The following is a 17,028-nucleotide window of genomic DNA, read 5'->3' as shown; positions in this document are numbered from 1 at the left end:
AGCCGTCACCCCACGAGGGAGCACACACGCCATGCGCCGAGCCGTCTGCCCCGGTTCGTTCGACCCGATCCACAACGGCCACCTCGACATCATCGAGCGCGCCTCGAAGCTGTACGACGTGGTGCATGTCGCGGTCCTGGTGAACCGGAGCAAGCAGGGCATGTTCACCATCGACGAGCGGATCGAGCTGATCGAGGAGGTCACCGCGCAGTTCGGCAACGTGGTGGTCGAGTCGCACCAGGGCCTGCTGGTGGACTTCTGCCGCGAGCGGGACATCCCGGCGATCGTCAAGGGCCTGCGCGCGGTCAGCGACTTCGACTACGAGCTGCAGATGGCGCACATGAACAACGGCCTGACCGGCGTGGAGACGCTGTTCCTGCCGACCTCGCCGACGTACAGCTTCCTCTCCTCGACGCTGGCCAAGGAGGTCGCCTCCTACGGCGGGGACGTCTCGCACCTGCTGCCGGAGCTGGTCCACCGCCGTCTGGTGGACCGGATCGCGCAGCGCCGGGCCGAGCAGTAGCCCGCGGTCCGCAGCCCGCAGTACGCACCGACCGTCCCGGTCCTGCCGGTTCGTCACGGTTTGTCCCGCGCCCACCGGGTGGGCCGGGTCCGGGAGGTGTGACCTCGCCGCGCGGTGGCCGTACAGTCTGTATTCCTGCCCTGCGGTGAGGTCCACCGCGCCGGGCCTGCCTCCGCCGGAGTCGGCGGCACACGGAAAGACGAAGACCCGTGGACGTGCAGAACAAGGTCGACGAGATCGTGGCGGCGATCGAGAACGCGCGCTCGATGCCCATGTCGGCCTCCTGCGTGGTGAACCGGGCCGAGCTGATCGGCCTGCTCAACGACCTCAGGGCGGCCCTGCCCGCCGAACTCGCCCAGGCGCAGTCGGTGATGGCCGACCACGAGCAGGTGGTGGCCGGCGCCCAGGCCGAGGCGGACCGGATCATCCAGGGCGCGCACACCGAGCGCGGCTCGCTGATCTCGGACACCGAGGTGGTGCGGCGGGCCCAGGCCGAGTCCGACCGGATCCTCGCCGAGGCCCGTTCCGAGGTGGAGACCAAGCGCGCCGAGGCCGACGACTACGTCGACAGCAAGCTGGCCAACTTCGAGGTCGTGCTCACCAAGACCCTCGGCGCGGTCGGCCGCGGCCGGACGAAGCTGCGCGGCGACTCCAGCGTCTTCGAGACCGAGTACGAGGGCGAGACGGACGGCGAGGAGTTCCAGCCGCAGCGGATGAGCCCGAGCCCCGAGGTCGACGAGTACGTCGACGTGAAGCTCGCCACCCTGGAGAACGTGCTCAGCGCGACCCTGGAGGCGGTCGGCAAGGGCCGCGACAAGCTGCTCGGCAAGAAGCCGATCGACGAGCTGGGCGCCTACCTGGCCGCCGCCGACGAGGCGCAGCAGGCCAAGGAGCGGGCCGAGGCGGTGGCCGCCGGTTTCGCCGAGGACGCGGACGGCGCCGACATCGCCTGGTACCGCGAGGACGTGCCGCAGCAGCAGACCTGGCCGGAGCAGACCCCGGCCGCGGCCGGCTGGCAGAACCCGGGCACCGACCAGTACGCGGCCACCGCGCAGCAGGGCCAGTACGCCGAGGTGTACGGCGGCGGCTACGACCCGGCGGCCCAGGGTGACCCGTACCACACCCAGTGGGGCCAGCAGCAGGGGTACCCGCAGCAGCAGGAGTACCAGGGGCAGCAGCACGACGGCTACGCCTATCCCCAGCAGCACGGCCAGCAGCACTCCCAGCAACAGCCCGTCCAGCAGCAGGGCGGCTACGGCGCCCAGCCCTACGACGGCTACGCCTACCCCCAGCAGCCCGCCCAGCCGCCGGCCCTGCCCCCGGCGCTGCCGCACCAGCAGCAGCAGGGGCTGGACGAGACCAGCTTCTTCGACACCAGCATGATCGACATGACCCGGCTCCGGGAGCTGGGCGGCCGCTGAGCGGCCCGCACGAGGCCCCCCGCCAGGGCCGGAGTTGGGCCTGGCGGGAGACTCGGGTAGTCTGACCACTCCGGCATCCCCATGTCCGGCTGTCGGCTTGCCCTCGCGGCGCCGAGCCGAACGGGGAGGCTCTCGATCGAATCCCATGGAAGTCAGGACACCTTGAACCGCCTCGACCACCGCAACCCCCTCGTGTTCGACACGCACGAGCTGGGACGGCGTCCGGGTGCCATGCGCAAGGTGAGCCGGACCCTGGAGGCCCCCGAGGGCCTGGGGATCATCGACGTGATCGCGGTTCCCGAGAAGAGCCCGATCGAGCTGGAGCTGCGCCTGGAGTCCGTGGTCGAGGGCGTGCTGGTCACCGGCACCGCCGAGGCCCAGGTCGAGGGCGAGTGCGTCCGGTGCCTGGAGCCCGTCGAGTTCGACATCGACGTCGACTTCCAGGAGCTGTACTACTACCCGGAGTCCGAGGAGCGACTGGCCCGGACCCCCGGTGCCGAGGACCTCGACGAGGACTCGGAAGAAGAGACTTACCGCTTGGAGGGCGATTTCTTCGACCTCCAGCCGGTGCTGCGTGACGCGGTGGTGCTCGCACTGCCGTTGCAGCCGGTGTGCCAGGACGACTGCCTGGGCCTGTGCTCCGAGTGCGGAGCGCGCCTGAGCGACGACCCGACGCACCACCACGATGCCGCCGACCCCCGGTGGGCGGCTCTGCAGGGACTCTCCGCCGCCCCCGGCGACGAGGGTGACGGGATCAAGAACAGCGACACCCGTGAGGGTCTCGCCGAGAACCAGGAGAAGTAGCCGTGGCTGTTCCGAAGCGGAAGATGTCGCGCAGCAACACGCGCCACCGTCGGTCCAACTGGAAGGCCGTCGTTCCGGCCCTCGTGGCGTGCGACCGCTGCCACGAGCCGAAGCTGGGCCACATCGCGTGCCCGAGCTGCGGCACGTACAACCGTCGCCAGGTCCTCTCGGTCTGATCGGCGGGGTGCACGGATCGATGTCGGACGGTAACTCCACCCGCAAGGCACCCGCTGCCCCGAAGGGTATTTCGGGCAACGGAAAGGCCGGCGGGCCGGCTTCGACCGAATACGACGTCCTGGAAGGGCGCCTCGGGTACACGCTCGAGCGCGCCCTTCTGGTGCGTGCCCTGACCCACCGCTCGTACGCGTACGAGAACGGCGGGCTGCCCACCAACGAGCGCCTGGAGTTCCTCGGCGACTCGGTGCTCGGCCTGGTGGTGACCGACACCCTCTACCGCGTCCACCCGGACGTCCCGGAGGGCACGCTCGCCAAGCTGCGCGCCGCGGTGGTCAACTCCCGCGCGCTCGCGGACGTCGGCCGGGGCCTGGACCTCGGCGTGTTCATCCGGCTCGGCAAGGGCGAGGAGGGCACCGGCGGCCGCGACAAGTCGTCGATCCTCGCGGACACCGTCGAGGCCGTGATCGGGGCCGTCTACCTCGACCAGGGGCTGGAGGCGGCCACCGAGTTCGTCCACCGGCTGTTCGACCCGCTGATCGAGGAGTCCTCGCGGCTGGGCGCCGGCCTGGACTGGAAGACCAGCCTGCAGGAGCTCACCGCCTCGGTGGGCATCGGCGTGCCCGAGTACGTGGTCATGGAGTCCGGTCCGGACCACGAGAAGACCTTCACCGCGGCGGCCCGGGTGGCCGGCGAGGACTTCGGCAGCGGCGTCGGCCGCTCGAAGAAGGAGGCCGAGCAGAAGGCCGCCGAGAGCGCCTGGCGGGCGATCAAGGAGAAGTACGCCGACCGGCTGCCCGCCGGGGCCTGATCCCGGACGAAGTACCCTGGCCTCCTGCTGATCCTTCTTCCGCAGGAGGCTTTTCCACGTGCCCGAACTCCCCGAGGTCGAGGTCGTCCGCCGCGGTCTGGCGAACTGGGTCGCCGGGCGCACCGTCGCCGACGTCCAGGTGCTCCACCCGCGCGCCGTGCGCCGACAGCCCGCCGGCGCCGAGGACTTCGCCGCCCGGCTGACCGGCACCACCCTCGGCAGCGCCCAGCGGCGCGGCAAGTACCTCTGGGTGCCGCTCGACGGCGCCGGGATGCCGAAGGCAGGGTGGGGGTCCCCCCGGCCGGAGGCTGGGGGAGGCTTCTCGCTGATCGGCCACCTCGGCATGAGCGGCCAACTCCTCGTCCAGGACGCCTCCGTGCCCGACGAGACGCACCTGCGCGTACGGCTGCGCTTCGAGGACGGCGGGCGGGAGCTGCGCTTCGTCGACCAGCGGACCTTCGGGGGCCTCGCGGTCGAGGAGGCCGAGGACGGGGACCCGGAGGGCACGCCCGTCTCCATCGCGCACATCGCCCGCGACCCCCTCGACCCGCGCTTCGACGACGACGCCTTCGCGGTCGCGCTGCGGGCCAAGCGCACCACGGTCAAGCGGGCCCTGCTCGACCAGACGCTGATCAGCGGCGTCGGCAACATCTACGCCGACGAGGCCCTGTGGCGCGCCAAGCTGCACTACGACCGCCCGACGGCCACCCTCACCCGCCCGCAGGCCGCGCTGCTGCTCGGCCACGCCCGCGAGGTGATGACGGCGGCCCTGGCGGTGGGCGGCACCAGCTTCGACAGCCTGTACGTCAACGTGAACGGCGAGAGCGGCTACTTCTCCCGCGACCTGGACGCCTACGGCCGCGAGCACGAGCCCTGCCGCCGCTGCGGCACCCCCATCAGGCGGGCGGCCTGGATGAACCGCTCCAGCTACTTCTGCCCGCGCTGCCAGAGGGTGCCGCGCAACAGGGCCTAATGCTTGGCGAGTTCGGGCTGTTCGGCGGCGGTGTCGCCGGGGGTGCCGTGGGTGTCCTGGCCGAAGTAGGCGACGCCGACGGCGGAGACCACCGCGAGCAGGAAGCCGGCCACGCCGAGCCAGCCGAGGCCCGCCTTGGAGGAGTCCCCGAGCCAGAGCACGCCGACGGCGCCGGGCAGCACCGTCTCGCCGACGACCAGCGCGGCCGTGGCGCCGTTGACCGAGCCGATCTGCAGCGCCACGGTGTGCACGTACATGCCGCCGAGGCCGCCGACCAGGACGGCGTACAGCGCCGGGTCGGAGAGCAGCGGGCCGAGCTCGAAGGGCTCGACGCCGTTGAGGATGCGCACGCCGACGCCCAGGGCGCCGAAGCCGAGGCCGGAGAGCAGACCGGCGACGATCGCGCCCTTGGAGCCCATCCACCGCACCAGCACGCCGCCGCCGGCCAGCAGCACGGTGGTGACGATCAGCAGCCACCAGTGGAAGGACATCTCCGCGTGGTGCCCGCCCTCGGGGCCGGCGGAGACGGCCAGCAGCACCAGCGCCGAGCAGAGCACGCCGATGGAGGCCCACTCCAGCTGCTTGAGGCGGATGCCCAGCAGCTTGATGCTCAGCACCGCCGTGATCACCAGGTTGGCGCTGATGATGGTCTGCGACAGGAACAGCGGCAGCATGCGCGCGGCCATCGCGCCGAGCCCGAAGCCGATCAGGTCGAGCACCGTGCCGACGATGAACTCCCAGGTCACCGCAGCCTTCGCGGTGGAGGAGAGGCTGGGGCCGCCGTGCTCGGTCGTCGAGGTGGTGGCGCCCTTCGCGGCCTCCTCCCGCGCGGAACGGCGGGAACCGACGGCCTGGAGGACCGAGCCGGTGCCGTAGCAGGCGGATGCCGCCACGGCGGTGACGAGGCCGATGATCACCGGGTGCTCCGATCGGAAGAAGAGTCAAGAACAGGTAATGGGACGAGATGTCCGGAACCACTATGCCCGCTCGCGCGGTACGGTCGGGACGCTCCCCGAACCACCCCCGGATCTCGCCGGGCCCGCCGGGACGTACGTCCGGGCACTTCCCGTGGTTCCTGCGCCCCTCCTGTCTCAGGGGCGACTGGGGGAGATGTCATCCCCGGGAAGGGGACCCGACCCGGCGAACGGCGGGGAATCCTGTCACATCCAGTATGCGAAGGGTATGGCGTGCTTTTCCGCTGGTCGCGGTAGCGTCGGGTTCATGAGAACCCTTGCACGACGTTCCCGGGGCGCCGGGCCACTTGCCCTGGTGGCGGCGCTGCTCGGGCTGCTGCTCGCCCTGGCACCGGCGGCCTCCGCCGCGGGCGGGCTGAGCGACGCCGCGGCCACCCTGAAGAAGGGGCAGGTCTACGTCGCCCCGACGATGCAGGACCGCTTCAGCCAGGCGCAGGCGGACGCCCTGACCAAGAAGATCGAGAAGGCCGACAAGCCGATCTTCATCGCGGTCGTCCCCGACTCGGCCAACAAGGCCACCATCCTCACCGACCTGCGCACCCTGGTGGGCATCGACGGCGTCTACGGCGTCTGGCGCGGTAGCGACGGGTTCCTGGCCAAGGCCGACAAGGGCGCGATGAGTGCCGGCTCCGCGGAGCGGCTCGCCGGGGCCGTCTCCCGCGCCGACAAGGGCGACATCAACGCCACCCTGAACGACTTCGTCGACCAGGCCGTCCCGCAGACCAAGGGCCACGGGGTCGGCGACAGCGGCTCCTCCTCCATCGCCTGGGTGATCATCCCGCTCGTGCTGGTCGCCCTGGCCGGCGCCGGTGTCTTCTTCCTCTTCCGCCGCGCCAAGAAGCGCAAGGAGGAGCAGGCCCGCGCCGAGCTGGAGCAGCTGCGCCGCGTCGTCGACGAGGACATCACCGCCTTCGGCACCGAGCTGGAGCGGCTCGACTTCAACCCGCGGGCGAGCGACGCCGACGACGCCCAGCGCGCCGACTACAGCAGCGCCCTGGACTCGTACGAGAAGTCCAAGCGGCTGATGGACGAGGCCAAGAAGCCCGAGGACGTCAAGCAGGTCACCGAGGCGATCGAGGACGGCCGGTTCCAGCTGGCGACCCTGGCGGCCCGGCGCGACAAGCGCCCGCTGCCCGAGCGGCGCCCCCCGTGCTTCATGGACCCGCGCCACGGCCCGTCCGTCAAGGACGTCGACTGGGCCCCGGCCGGCGGCTCCCCCCGTCCCGTCCCGGTCTGCCAGGCCGACGCGGACCGCGTGGCGGCGGGCCTCGACCCGGCGGTGCGCACCGTCGACACCGAGCACGGCCCGCAGCCGTACTGGAACGCCGGCCCGGCCTACGCGCCGTACGCGGGCGGGTACTACAGCGGTTTCGGCGGCGGCGGTCTGCTGCCCGGCCTGCTGGTCGGCACCATGCTCGGCTCGATGATGAGCACCCCGGCCTACGCGGCGCCGATGTACGAGGGCGGCCACGGCGGCTACCAGGACCAGCACGAGGGCGGCGACTACACCGGCGCGGACTTCAACGCCTCGGACTTCAGCGGCGGCGACTTCACCGGCGGCAGTGACGACTTCGGTGGCGGCGGCGGGGACTGGTAGACCGCTGACGCCGGGGTGACTCCCGTACGGCCCCGCCGGTTCCGACCGGCGGGGCCGTTCCGCGTCCGGGTCCGGGAAGGTACGGGCGGGTTTGAGAAGGAAACCCGGTGTGGCACGCTGGGCGGCGTGACCCCCGACACCCCCCGCACCCCCGTCGCCGGCCCCGGGCGGCCCTGCTCGATGGCCGCCGCTCTCCACGTGGTCGGCGAGAAGTGGGCACTGCTGGCCGTCCGCGAGCTGTTCTTCGGCAACCACCGCTTCGACCGGATCGTCCGCAACACCGGCGCCCCCCGCGACCGGCTGACCGCGCGGCTGCGGGCCCTGGAGGAGGCGGGCGTGGTGGAGCGCCGCCGCTACAGCGAGCGGCCGCCGCGCTACGAGTACCACCTCACCGAGGCGGGCCGGGACCTCGCCCCGGTCGCGCATGCGCTGCGCACCTGGGGCGAGCGCTGGGTGATGCCCGAGCCGCCGGTGACCTTCGCGCACGAGCCCGAGGGCGGGGAGCCGCACCCCTACGAGCCGGTCTTCGTCTGCGGCACGTGCGGGCAGCCGGCCCGGCGCGGCGAACTGCACACCGAGGTGCACGTCCCCGGCTGGTCGGTCGAGGGGCCCGTGGAGTCCTGACCCGTTAGGGTCGGGGCCATGCACGGTCGCGACGCCCACGATGACGAACCGGTCCGGGTGACCGCCTGGGTCCGGGGGAAGGTCCAGCAGGTCGGCTTCCGCTGGTGGACCAGGGCGCGGGCGCTGGAGATCGGCCTCACCGGCTACGCGAGCAACCTCGGAGACGGCCGGGTGCAGGTGGTCGCCGAGGGCCTGGCCGCCGACTGCGAGCAGCTGTTGTCCCTGCTCCGCGGCCCCGGGACCCCCGGGAACGTCAGCGGGGTGACGGAGATCTGGACGGCCGTCGGCCCCGGCTACCCGGGCTTCGAGATCCGCTGACCGGGGCCCGCCCTCGAGCCCCGCTGGATCGGATGGCAACCAGCGGTGTCATACGGTTGCCATCCGGGCAGACTCGTGGTTGACTCCGCATCGACGATGATCCACGAGCACGAGGTGGACCGGCCCGAGACCCCCCAGGCGTGACGACACCGCCAGGCAGGTGACAGGGGCGCGGTAGCGTGCGGTGATCGTGTTGACCCGTTCCGTCTTTGGTGAGACGCTGGAAGCCCGCGCACACGACCGCGTCATCCCGGCCGGTGCATGCCCTCGTGGGCCCAGCTCACGGTGGTTGTGCCGGAGTGCCCAGTCGGCACTGCCGATGTCGCTCGCGCGTGCGTCCCCCTTCCCCCTAGACCTGTACCGTTCCGGTTCGGTCACTCAGCGTGGAGGACCATTCATCATGGCAAAGGCGCTTCTCGGGTACGTCGGCGGCCCCGACCCGCGAATGCTCTCCGAGATGCGACGGCTTCAGCAGCGCGTCCTGGACCTGGAGGCGGAACTCCTCCGGATGCAGACTGAGAACGACGCGCTGACCGCTGTCGCCACCGAGCACTCGCTGCTCAACGGCATCGAACTGGACCAGCGGGAGCCGGCTCTGACCTGAGCCGTCCCACCCGGTCATCGTCGATCGACGCCGCTGTGCACCGAGCCGCCCCGCAAGGGACGCAGCTTCTTGCAAGGGACGCCTCGTGGCGTCCCTTCGTCGTGTCCGGGCCGGGCGCACGGCCGTGGACCTGCGGCGGGGTTAGGGTCGTGGCCTGTCTGGAGCGATGAGGAGACCGGCCGCGTGCACCTGAAGAGCCTGACCCTGCGCGGTTTCAAGTCCTTCGCCTCCGCGACCACCCTGCGCTTCGAGCCCGGCATCACCTGTGTGGTCGGCCCCAACGGCTCCGGCAAGTCCAACGTCGTGGACGCCCTGTCCTGGGTGATGGGCGAGCAGGGGGCCAAGTCGCTGCGCGGCGGCAAGATGGAGGACGTCATCTTCGCCGGGACGAGCGGGCGCGCCCCGCTCGGCCGCGCCGAGGTCAGCCTCACCGTCGACAACACCGACGGCGCCCTGCCGATCGACTACGCCGAGGTGACCATCACCCGGACGATGTTCCGCAACGGCGGCAGCGAGTACGCGCTCAACGGCGAGACCTGCCGCCTGCTGGACATCCAGGAGCTGCTCTCCGACTCCGGCATCGGCCGCGAGATGCACGTCATCGTCGGCCAGGGGCAGCTGGACTCCGTCCTGCACGCCGACCCGATGGGCCGGCGCGCCTTCATCGAGGAGGCGGCCGGCGTCCTCAAGCACCGCAAGCGCAAGGAGAAGGCGCTGCGGAAGATGGACGCGATGCAGGTCAACCTCAACCGCGTCCAGGACCTGGTGGCCGAACTGCGCCGCCAGCTCGGCCCGCTCGGCCGGCAGGCCAGGATCGCCCGCAGGGCCGCCGGCATCCAGGCGGACCTGCGCGACGCCAGACTCCGGCTGCTCGCCGACGACCTGCTCACCCTGCGCCGGGCCGTCGAGGCCGAGATCGCCGACGAGCTGGCGCTGCGGCTGCGGCGCACCACCGTCGAGCAGGAGCTGGCCCGGGCGGTGCAGCGCGAATCGGTGCTGGAGGCGCAGGTCCAGCGGCTCGGGCCGAGCCTGGAGAGCGCCCGCCAGACCTGGTACCGGCTCTCCGCGCTGGCCGAACGCACCCGCGGCACCGTCGGACTGGCCGAGGCCAGGGCCCGGCACGCCGCCGCGGGGGAGCAGACCGAGGAACGCCGCGGGCGGGACCCGGAGGAGCTGGAGCGCGAGGCCGAGCGCGTCCGCGAGGAGGAGGCCGCGCTCGCCGAGGCGCTGGAGGAGGCGCAGTACGCGCTGGCCGAGGCCGTCGAGCACAAGAGCGGGCTGGAGCGCGAACTGGCCGCCGAGGAGCGTCGGATGCGCGACGCCGCCCGGGCCATCGCCGACCGCCGGGAGGGGCTGGCCCGCCTCCAGGGGCAGGCGTCGGCCGCCCGCTCCAAGGCGTCCGCCGCCGAGGCCGAGATCGGCCGGCTCACCGAGGCCAGGGACGAGGCGCTGCTGCGTGCCGAGGCCGCCCGGGCCGAGTACGAGGAACTGCGTGAGCAGGTCGACGGCCCGGACGGGGACGAGGAGCGGGCGGAGGCCGAGCACCGGGAGGCGCGCGAGCGTCTCGCCGCCCTGGAACGGGAGCTGACGGCCGCCCGGGAGACGGCCGGCGCCGCCGAGCGGGAGCGGGCCGCCCTGACCGCGCGGCACGAGGCGCTCTCGCTCGGGCTGCGCCGCAAGGACGGCACCGGGGCGCTGCTGGCGGCGGGGGAGAGGCAGGCGGGGGAGAAGCACGCCGGGGAGAAGCTGACCGGGCTGCTCGGGCCCGCCGCCGCGCTGCTGCGGATCGAGCCCGGGTACGAGGTGCCGCTCGCGGCGGCGCTCGGCGCGGCGGCGGACGCGGTGGCCGTCGCCTCCTTGGCGCAGGCCGCCGAGGCGCTGCGGCTGCTGCGCGCCGAGGACGCCGGGCGGGCCGCGCTGCTGATCGCGGGCGCCGCCGAGGTGCCGTACGCCACCGGCGAGCTGCCCGGCGAGCTGCCCGACGGGGTGCGCTTGGCGGCCGAACTGGTCGACGGCCCGGCCGAGTTGATCCCCGCCGTACGGGCGCTGCTGGCCGGGGTGGCCGTGGTCGCCACCCTGGACGAGGCGCTGGCGCTGGCCGTCGATCACCCCGCCCTGACAGCCGTCACCGCCGAGGGGGACCGCCTCGGCGCAGGCTTCGCCCACGGCGGCTCCGACGGTGCGCCCAGCCTGCTGGAGACCCAGGCGGCGGTGGACGAGGCCGCCCGGGCGATCGAGGAGATCACCGCGCGCTGTGCCGAGGCGGCCGAGCGGCTGGCCGAACTCACCGGGCTCCGGCGGGAGTCGGCCGCCGAACTGGAGGGGCTCACCGAGCGGCGCCGGCAGGTGGAGAAGGAGCGGGCCGCCGTCGCCGGAGCGCTCGGGCGCCTCGGCGGGCAGGCCCGCGCGGCCGGGGGCGAGGCCGAGCGGCTGACCGCGTCCGCCGCCCGGGCCGAGGGCGGACTGGCCGAACTGATGCTCGCAGCCGAGGAGTTGGCCGAGCGGCTCGCCGTGGCCGAGGAGAGCGCCGAGGAGGGCGAGGACGAGCCGGACGGCGCCGAGCAGCAGCGCCTCGCAGAGGCGGCGAGCGCCGCCCGGCAGGCCGAGCTGGAGGCCAGGCTCACCGTCCGCACCCATGAGGAGCGGGTGCGGGCTCTGACCGGCCGGGCCGACCAGCTGGACCGCGCCGCCCGCACCGAGCGCGAGGCGCGCGCCCGGGCCGCCGAGCGCCGCCGCCGCGCCCGGCACGACGCCGCCGTGGCGAACGCCGTCGCGGCGGCCGCCCGGCAGCTGCTGGCCTGCCTGGAGGTCTCGCTCGCCCGTGCGGACGCCGGGCGCGCGGCCGTCGAACAGGCGCGCGCCGAGCGCGAGCGCGAACTGCGGGAGCACCGCGAGCACGGGCGGGGCCTCAAGGAGGAGCTGGACAAGCTGGTCGACGCCGGGCACCGGGACGAGGTGCTGCGGGCCGAGAAGCGGATGCGGATCGAGCAGCTGGAGGCCCGGGCCCTGGAGGAGTTCGGCATCGACGGGGGCGAGCTGCTGGCCTCCTACGGGCCGGACCGGCCCGTGCCGCCGTCCCCCGCGGCGTCAGCCGCTGATGTCACGGCGGGGGAGGGGGAGGGGGAGGAGCCGGGGGAGCCGTACCCGTACGTCCGGGCCGAGCAGGAGAAGCGGCTCAGGGCCGCTGAGAAGGCGTACCAGCAGCTCGGCAAGGTCAACCCGCTGGCGCTGGAGGAGTTCGCCGCCCTGGAGGAGCGCCACCAGTTCCTCGGCGAGCAGCTGGACGACCTCAAGCGCGGCCGGCGCGACCTGATGGAGATCGTCCGGGACGTGGACCAGCGGGTCGAGGAGCTGTTCACCTCGGCGTACCACGACACCGCCGCCCAGTTCGAGGGCGTCTTCTCCCGGCTCTTCCCCGGTGGGGAGGGGCGGCTGGTGCTCACCGACCCGGAGAACATGCTCACCACCGGCGTCGAGGTGGAGGCCCGCCCGCCGGGCAAGAAGGTCAAGCGGCTGTCGCTGCTCTCCGGCGGCGAGCGCTCGCTGACGGCCGTGGCCATGCTGGTGGCGATCTTCAAGGCGCGGCCCAGCCCGTTCTACGTGATGGACGAGGTGGAGGCGGCGCTGGACGAGACCAACCTGCGGCGGCTGATCGGGATCATGGAGGAGCTGCGGGAGAGCTCCCAGCTGATCGTGATCACGCACCAGAAGCTGACGATGGAGTCCGCCGACGCGCTGTACGGCGTGACGATGAAGGGCGACGGGATCTCGCAGGTGATCAGCCAGCGACTGCGGGAGCACGAGCGCCCGAAGGCGGCCGTCCAGGCGGCCGTCCGGACAGCCGTCTAGAGCGGCGGCGGTTCATCCCGGCGTTCGTCGCGGATACTGGAGCGGTTATGGAATACGTGATCCTTGCCGTAGTCATCGCCGTGATCGCCGTTGGTGCGGTCGCCGGCCTCGTCGTTTCCGGCAGACGACGCCAGCAACTGCCCCCGAAGTCGCAGGCGCCGGTCATCACGGCGCCCAAGACCACCCCGCAGGAGCCGCAGGTCGGCGAGGAGGCCGCGCCTCCCCGCGAGGAGCCGCGCCGCACCGTCGAGGAGGTGCAGCTCCCGGCCGAGACCACTGAGGCCGCCGAGACCGTCGAGGCCGTCGAGGCCGAGGAGGCCGAGGCCGCCCCGGCGATCGAGGTCCCCGAGCCCACCGCGGGCCGACTCGTCCGGCTGCGCTCCCGGCTCTCCCGCTCGCAGAACTCGATCGGCAAGGGCCTGCTCTCGCTGCTCTCCCGCGAGCACCTCGACGAGGACACCTGGGAGGAGATCGAGGAGACCCTGCTCACCGCCGACGTCGGCGTGGCCCCGACCCAGGAGCTGGTCGAGCGGCTGCGCACCCGCGTGAAGGTGCTCGGCACCCGCACGCCGGACCAGCTGCGCGGCCTGCTGCGCGAGGAGCTGCTCCTGCTGGTCGGCACCGAGGCCGACCGCACCGTCCGCTCCACCAAGCACGCGGAGGGCCCCGCCGTGGTCCTGGTCGTCGGCGTCAACGGCGTCGGCAAGACCACCACGACGGGCAAGCTGGCCCGCGTCCTGGTCGCCGACGGCCGTACGGTGGTGCTCGGCGCGGCCGACACCTTCCGTGCCGCCGCCGCCGACCAGCTGCAGACCTGGGGCGAGCGGGTCGGTGCCCGTACCGTCCGGGGCCCCGAGGGCGGCGACCCGGCGTCGATCGCCTTCGACGCGGTCAAGGAGGGCATCGCCGAGGGCGCGGACACCGTGCTCGTCGACACCGCCGGCCGGCTGCACACCAAGACCGGCCTGATGGACGAGCTGGGCAAGGTCAAGCGGGTCGTCGAGAAGCACGGCCCGGTGGACGAGGTGCTGCTGGTGCTGGACGCCACCACCGGCCAGAACGGGCTGATCCAGGCCAGGGTGTTCGCCGAGGTGGTCGACATCACCGGCATCGTGCTGACCAAGCTGGACGGCACCGCCAAGGGCGGCATCGTGGTGGCGGTCCAGCGCGAGCTGGGCGTGCCGGTCAAGCTGATCGGCCTGGGCGAGGGCGCCGACGACCTGGCGCCGTTCGAGCCGGCCGCGTTCGTGGACGCGCTGATCGGGGACTGATCCCCGGTTCACGTCGGAGGAAAGAGGGTCCGCTCCCATCGGGGGGCGGACCCTCTTCCGCCTTCTACGAGGCGATCCAGGCCGGTTCGGTGGAGCGCTCGCGGCGGCGGTGGCAGGCGTAGGCGAGGGTGCCGAGCAGGAGGCGGGCCTCGGGCGGGCAGCCGGCGTTGTCGCGGGTGGGGCGGCGCAGCCAGCGGACGGGGCCGAGGTCGCCGAGGACGGTGGGCGGGGCGGCGACGTAGCCGCCCTCGCCGTGGCAGGTCAGGTCGAGCGCGGCGTCGTCCCAGCCCATCCGGTACAGCAGGTCGGGCAGGCGGCGGGCGGTGCCTGCGGCGACCAGGAACTGGAGGCGGCCGGTGGGGGAGGTCAGCACCGGGCCGACCTGGGTGCCCATCCGCTCCAGCCGCACCAGCGCCTGGAGGCCGGCCTGCTCGGGGACGTCGAGGACGTCGAAGGCGCGGCCGGTGGGGAAGAGGACCGATCCCTCGCCGCCGTCGGCGGAGCTCTCGCGGCCCGGGACGGGGTGCAGCCCGGGCGCGCCGCAGCGGGCGGAGCCGCAGGGGCAGGCGGTCGGGGCGGTGGCGGCCGAGGGCTGGTCGCCGGCGGCGACCGTCCAGCCCCAGCGGCCGGTGTACTCCGCGGCGGCCCGGGACGCGGTGACCTTGGTGCGGCGGCGTACGCCCAGCGGTGCCAGCCGCAGGTGCCCCAGCCGAAGTTCGCCGAACAGGTTGTCCATGCCTCCCCCAACAGGTTCTCGTTGCCGATGGTTACGGGACCGTGACTTTGTGTTGCAGGTCTGGTGCGTTGCGCGTGGTGCACCGGCGGCGCGCGGCGCGTGGTGTGCGCCTGTTGCTCCGGTGTGCCTCGGGCGCCGCCTTGTGGGGGTGGCGGCGATGCCGGATCGTCGGGTGCGTTCGGGTGCGCGGGACGGTCGCCGGCCCGGGTGGGCGGCGAACTCGCCTGCGGCTGGGCGGGATTGCCGGGCCTGCGAGGTCCTCCGGGGTGGATCGGTGGAGGACTTGGCGGCCCGCATATGCCGGACCGTCGGACCTCCTTAGTGAAGCGTGTGCCCCTTGGCTTCGGTTCACTCCTGGGGGTGGCGAAAGGTGGCGTTTCGCCAGGGCCGCTCCCGCGGGCGCCTTCCGGGGCGTTACGTTCAGCGTGCGGATGATGCCTCAGCGTCCACTCCGGGCCTTCCCGGAACGGGAGTTGGGCATCTGACGGACCGTCCGCGAGGATGGCACACCAGTACGACGGAGCGGTGCCCGGGCGCCGCCCCCGAGCAGCACGACAGGCACGGCACGACTGGCAAGAGCCCGCAACCGTCGGGCGGTCACGATCGGGGCCCCGCGCAGGGGCCGGGCGGGATGGGACGGACCCATGGCAGAGAAGCAACCCAACGAGAAGCTGACCACCTGGTTCGCCCGCAGCGGCTGGTCCAAGGGCGAGCTGGCCCGTCAGGTCAACCGCCGGGCCCGCCAGATCGGCGCCCACCACGTCTCCACCGACACCTCCCGGGTGCGCCGCTGGCTCGACGGCGAGCAGCCCCGGGAGCCGATCCCCAAGATCATGTCGGAGCTGTTCTCGGAGCGCTTCGGTTCCGTCGTCTCGGTCGAGGACCTCGGACTGCGCGCCGCGATCCCCGTCTCCACCGTCGGCGGCGGCGTGGACCTGCCCTGGAGCGCCCCGCAGACCGTCCAGCTGATCAGCGACTACTCCCGCAGCGACCTGATGCTCAACCGCCGGGGCTTCCTCGGCACCTCGCTCGCCCTGACCGCGGGCGCCGCCCTGATCGAGCCCATGCAGCGCTGGCTCGCCCCCGGCCCCTCCGGCGCCCCCACCCCGATCCTGGCCGCGGCCAACGGCGGCGAGCCGTTCACCGGCCGGCTCTCCGAGCCCGAGCTGGAACTGCTGGAGCAGACCACGGTCATGTTCCGGCAGTGGGACGCGCAGAACGGCGGCGGGCTGCGCCGCAAGGCCGTCGTCGGCCAGCTCCACGAGGTCACCGACCTGCTCCAGGAGACGTACCCGGAGACCACCACCAAGCGGCTGTTCCGGCTCACCGCCGAACTCGCCCACCTGGCCGGGTGGATGTCCTACGACGTCGGCATGCACCCGAGCGCGCAGAAGTACTACGTGCTCGCGCTGCACGCGGCCAAGGAGGCCGGCGACCGCCCGTTCGGCGCGCTGATCCTCACCGACATGAGCCGCCAGATGATCCACCTCAACCGCGGCGAGGACGCGCTGGAGCTGATCCACCTCGCCCAGTACGGCAGCCGGGACACCGCCACCGCCCGCCAGCAGTCCCTGCTGTACGCGATGGAGGCGCGCGCCTACGCCACCATCGGCGAGGTCAACCGCTGCGCCCGGGCGATCCGCCTCGCCGAGGACACCTTCACCGACATCCGGGACGGCGACCAGGACCCGAACTGGCTGAAGTTCTTCTCGCCGGCCGAACTGAACGCGGAGAACGCGCACTCCTTCCGCGACCTGGCCTACCACTCGGACAACGCGGAGCTGTACGCCTCGATGTCCGCGCCGGTGATGGAACGCGCCGTCGACCTGTTCCGCCAGGACGACGACCACGTGCGCAGCTACGCCTTCAACCTGATCGGGATGGCCAGCGTGCACATCCTGCAGAAGGAGGCCGAGCAGGCGGTGGTGATGGCCGAGCAGGCGGTGGACATCGCGACCAAGGTGCGCTCGGAGCGGCTGAACTCCCGGGTGCGCAAGACCACCGAGGCGGCGGCCGCCCGTTACAAGGGCGTGGACGCCGTCACCCGGCTCAAGGAGCGGGTCGTCCAGGACATCCCCGAGTACGTCTCGGTGGTCTGACCGGCCCCGTCCGCCACGCCACCGACCCCGTCCGCCCCTGCACCGATCGTCACTCCACCGATCGTCACTCCATCGACCGCGCCGGCCGCCGCCGTCGCGGTCGGTGCCGTTCACCCGTTCGCCCGCTTCACCCGGACGGCGGTGCGGTTCACGCAGCCGTAACCCGGGCGTCGCATGCGTCACGGCCGCGAAACAACCGGCCGCACCAGCCGAAACCAGCCTTCGGCACTCTCCTCCTCATCGCCGACGC

15 protein-coding genes are annotated in these 17,028 nt (G+C 72.9%); 13 read left to right on the top strand and 2 right to left on the bottom strand.

Going from position 1 to position 17,028, the window contains the following annotated elements; all coding sequences use genetic code 11:
- Nucleotides 1–31: 31 nt before the first annotated feature.
- The 6 genes from coaD (at nt 32) to mutM (ending at nt 4,706) form a co-directional block, all read left to right on the top strand.
- Nucleotides 32–523 (top strand): pantetheine-phosphate adenylyltransferase, encoded by a 492-nt coding sequence (gene coaD / locus ACIBCA_RS34735; protein ID WP_396287099.1) that lies wholly within the window; start codon nt 32–34, stop codon nt 521–523.
- Nucleotides 524–732: 209 nt separating this feature from the next.
- Complete coding sequence (locus ACIBCA_RS34730; RefSeq protein ID WP_396287098.1) at nt 733–1,944, top strand: cell division initiation protein; 1,212 nt, start codon at nt 733–735, stop codon at nt 1,942–1,944.
- 162 nt (nt 1,945–2,106) lie between these two features.
- On the top strand, nt 2,107–2,748 hold the full coding sequence (locus tag ACIBCA_RS34725; RefSeq protein WP_396287097.1) for a YceD family protein: 642 nt from the start codon (nt 2,107–2,109) through the stop codon (nt 2,746–2,748).
- A 2-nt stretch (nt 2,749–2,750) separates the two neighbouring features.
- The gene (gene rpmF / locus ACIBCA_RS34720; protein WP_030056747.1) at nt 2,751–2,924 is read left to right on the top strand and encodes a 50S ribosomal protein L32; all 174 of its coding nucleotides are present in this window, start codon (nt 2,751–2,753) and stop codon (nt 2,922–2,924) included.
- Between the two features lie 20 nt (nt 2,925–2,944).
- Nucleotides 2,945–3,733, top strand: a complete 789-nt coding sequence (gene rnc / locus ACIBCA_RS34715) for a ribonuclease III (protein WP_396287096.1) — start codon at nt 2,945–2,947, stop codon at nt 3,731–3,733.
- Nucleotides 3,734–3,791: 58 nt separating this feature from the next.
- Nucleotides 3,792–4,706 carry a bifunctional DNA-formamidopyrimidine glycosylase/DNA-(apurinic or apyrimidinic site) lyase gene (mutM, locus tag ACIBCA_RS34710; RefSeq protein ID WP_396287095.1) on the top strand — a complete coding sequence of 305 codons (915 nt, stop codon included), beginning with the start codon at nt 3,792–3,794 and terminating at the stop codon, nt 4,704–4,706.
- Here mutM and ACIBCA_RS34705 read toward each other — a convergent pair.
- Nucleotides 4,703–5,623, bottom strand: a complete 921-nt coding sequence (locus ACIBCA_RS34705; protein ID WP_396287094.1) for a hypothetical protein — start codon at nt 5,621–5,623, stop codon at nt 4,703–4,705. The two genes, mutM and ACIBCA_RS34705, sit on opposite strands and share 4 nt — an antisense overlap.
- A gap of 304 nt (nt 5,624–5,927) precedes the next feature.
- Between ACIBCA_RS34705 and ACIBCA_RS34700 the strand changes: the two genes are divergently transcribed.
- From ACIBCA_RS34700 to ftsY, 6 genes are all read left to right on the top strand, one after another.
- Nucleotides 5,928–7,277, top strand: coding sequence for a hypothetical protein (locus ACIBCA_RS34700; protein ID WP_396287093.1), 1,350 nt, complete (start codon nt 5,928–5,930; stop codon nt 7,275–7,277).
- 126 nt (nt 7,278–7,403) lie between these two features.
- A complete protein-coding gene (locus ACIBCA_RS34695; protein ID WP_396287092.1) occupies nt 7,404–7,901 on the top strand; it encodes a winged helix-turn-helix transcriptional regulator in 498 nt (165 codons plus the stop codon).
- A gap of 18 nt (nt 7,902–7,919) precedes the next feature.
- Complete coding sequence (locus tag ACIBCA_RS34690) at nt 7,920–8,219, top strand: acylphosphatase (RefSeq protein WP_396287091.1); 300 nt, start codon at nt 7,920–7,922, stop codon at nt 8,217–8,219.
- A 400-nt stretch (nt 8,220–8,619) separates the two neighbouring features.
- Nucleotides 8,620–8,823, top strand: coding sequence for a hypothetical protein (locus ACIBCA_RS34685; protein ID WP_396287090.1), 204 nt, complete (start codon nt 8,620–8,622; stop codon nt 8,821–8,823).
- A gap of 183 nt (nt 8,824–9,006) precedes the next feature.
- Nucleotides 9,007–12,672, top strand: a complete 3,666-nt coding sequence (gene smc / locus ACIBCA_RS34680) for a chromosome segregation protein SMC (protein WP_396287089.1) — start codon at nt 9,007–9,009, stop codon at nt 12,670–12,672.
- A 47-nt stretch (nt 12,673–12,719) separates the two neighbouring features.
- Nucleotides 12,720–13,943, top strand: coding sequence for a signal recognition particle-docking protein FtsY (gene ftsY / locus ACIBCA_RS34675; protein ID WP_396287088.1), 1,224 nt, complete (start codon nt 12,720–12,722; stop codon nt 13,941–13,943).
- A gap of 64 nt (nt 13,944–14,007) precedes the next feature.
- On the opposite strand, the gene ACIBCA_RS34670 is transcribed toward ftsY, so the two are convergent.
- A complete protein-coding gene (locus ACIBCA_RS34670) occupies nt 14,008–14,679 on the bottom strand; it encodes a bifunctional DNA primase/polymerase (protein ID WP_396287087.1) in 672 nt (223 codons plus the stop codon).
- A gap of 644 nt (nt 14,680–15,323) precedes the next feature.
- Here ACIBCA_RS34670 and ACIBCA_RS34665 point away from each other — a divergent pair.
- Nucleotides 15,324–16,778, top strand: a complete 1,455-nt coding sequence (locus ACIBCA_RS34665) for a hypothetical protein (RefSeq protein ID WP_396287086.1) — start codon at nt 15,324–15,326, stop codon at nt 16,776–16,778.
- Nucleotides 16,779–17,028 lie beyond the last annotated feature (250 nt).

The sequence above is a fragment of the Kitasatospora sp. NPDC051170 genome (genome assembly GCF_044455705.1).
GTDB lineage: Bacteria > Actinomycetota > Actinomycetes > Streptomycetales > Streptomycetaceae > Kitasatospora.
The sequence above is the reverse complement of the archived record's forward strand: the minus strand, read 5'-3'. Positions and strand labels throughout refer to the sequence as shown.

Excerpts from the sequence above, each read along its gene's own strand:
- coaD (WP_396287099.1), top strand. The coding sequence starts at position 32 with ATGCGCCGAGCCGTCTGCCCCGGTTCGTTCGACCCGATCCACAACGGC.
- rnc (WP_396287096.1), top strand. The coding sequence starts at position 2,945 with ATGTCGGACGGTAACTCCACCCGCAAGGCACCCGCTGCCCCGAAGGGT.
- ACIBCA_RS34700 (WP_396287093.1), top strand. The coding sequence starts at position 5,928 with ATGAGAACCCTTGCACGACGTTCCCGGGGCGCCGGGCCACTTGCCCTG.
- ACIBCA_RS34690 (WP_396287091.1), top strand. The coding sequence starts at position 7,920 with ATGCACGGTCGCGACGCCCACGATGACGAACCGGTCCGGGTGACCGCC.
- ACIBCA_RS34685 (WP_396287090.1), top strand. The coding sequence starts at position 8,620 with ATGGCAAAGGCGCTTCTCGGGTACGTCGGCGGCCCCGACCCGCGAATG.
- ftsY (WP_396287088.1), top strand. The coding sequence starts at position 12,720 with ATGGAATACGTGATCCTTGCCGTAGTCATCGCCGTGATCGCCGTTGGT.
- ACIBCA_RS34670 (WP_396287087.1), bottom strand. The coding sequence starts at position 14,679 with ATGGACAACCTGTTCGGCGAACTTCGGCTGGGGCACCTGCGGCTGGCA.
- ACIBCA_RS34665 (WP_396287086.1), top strand. The coding sequence starts at position 15,324 with ATGGCAGAGAAGCAACCCAACGAGAAGCTGACCACCTGGTTCGCCCGC.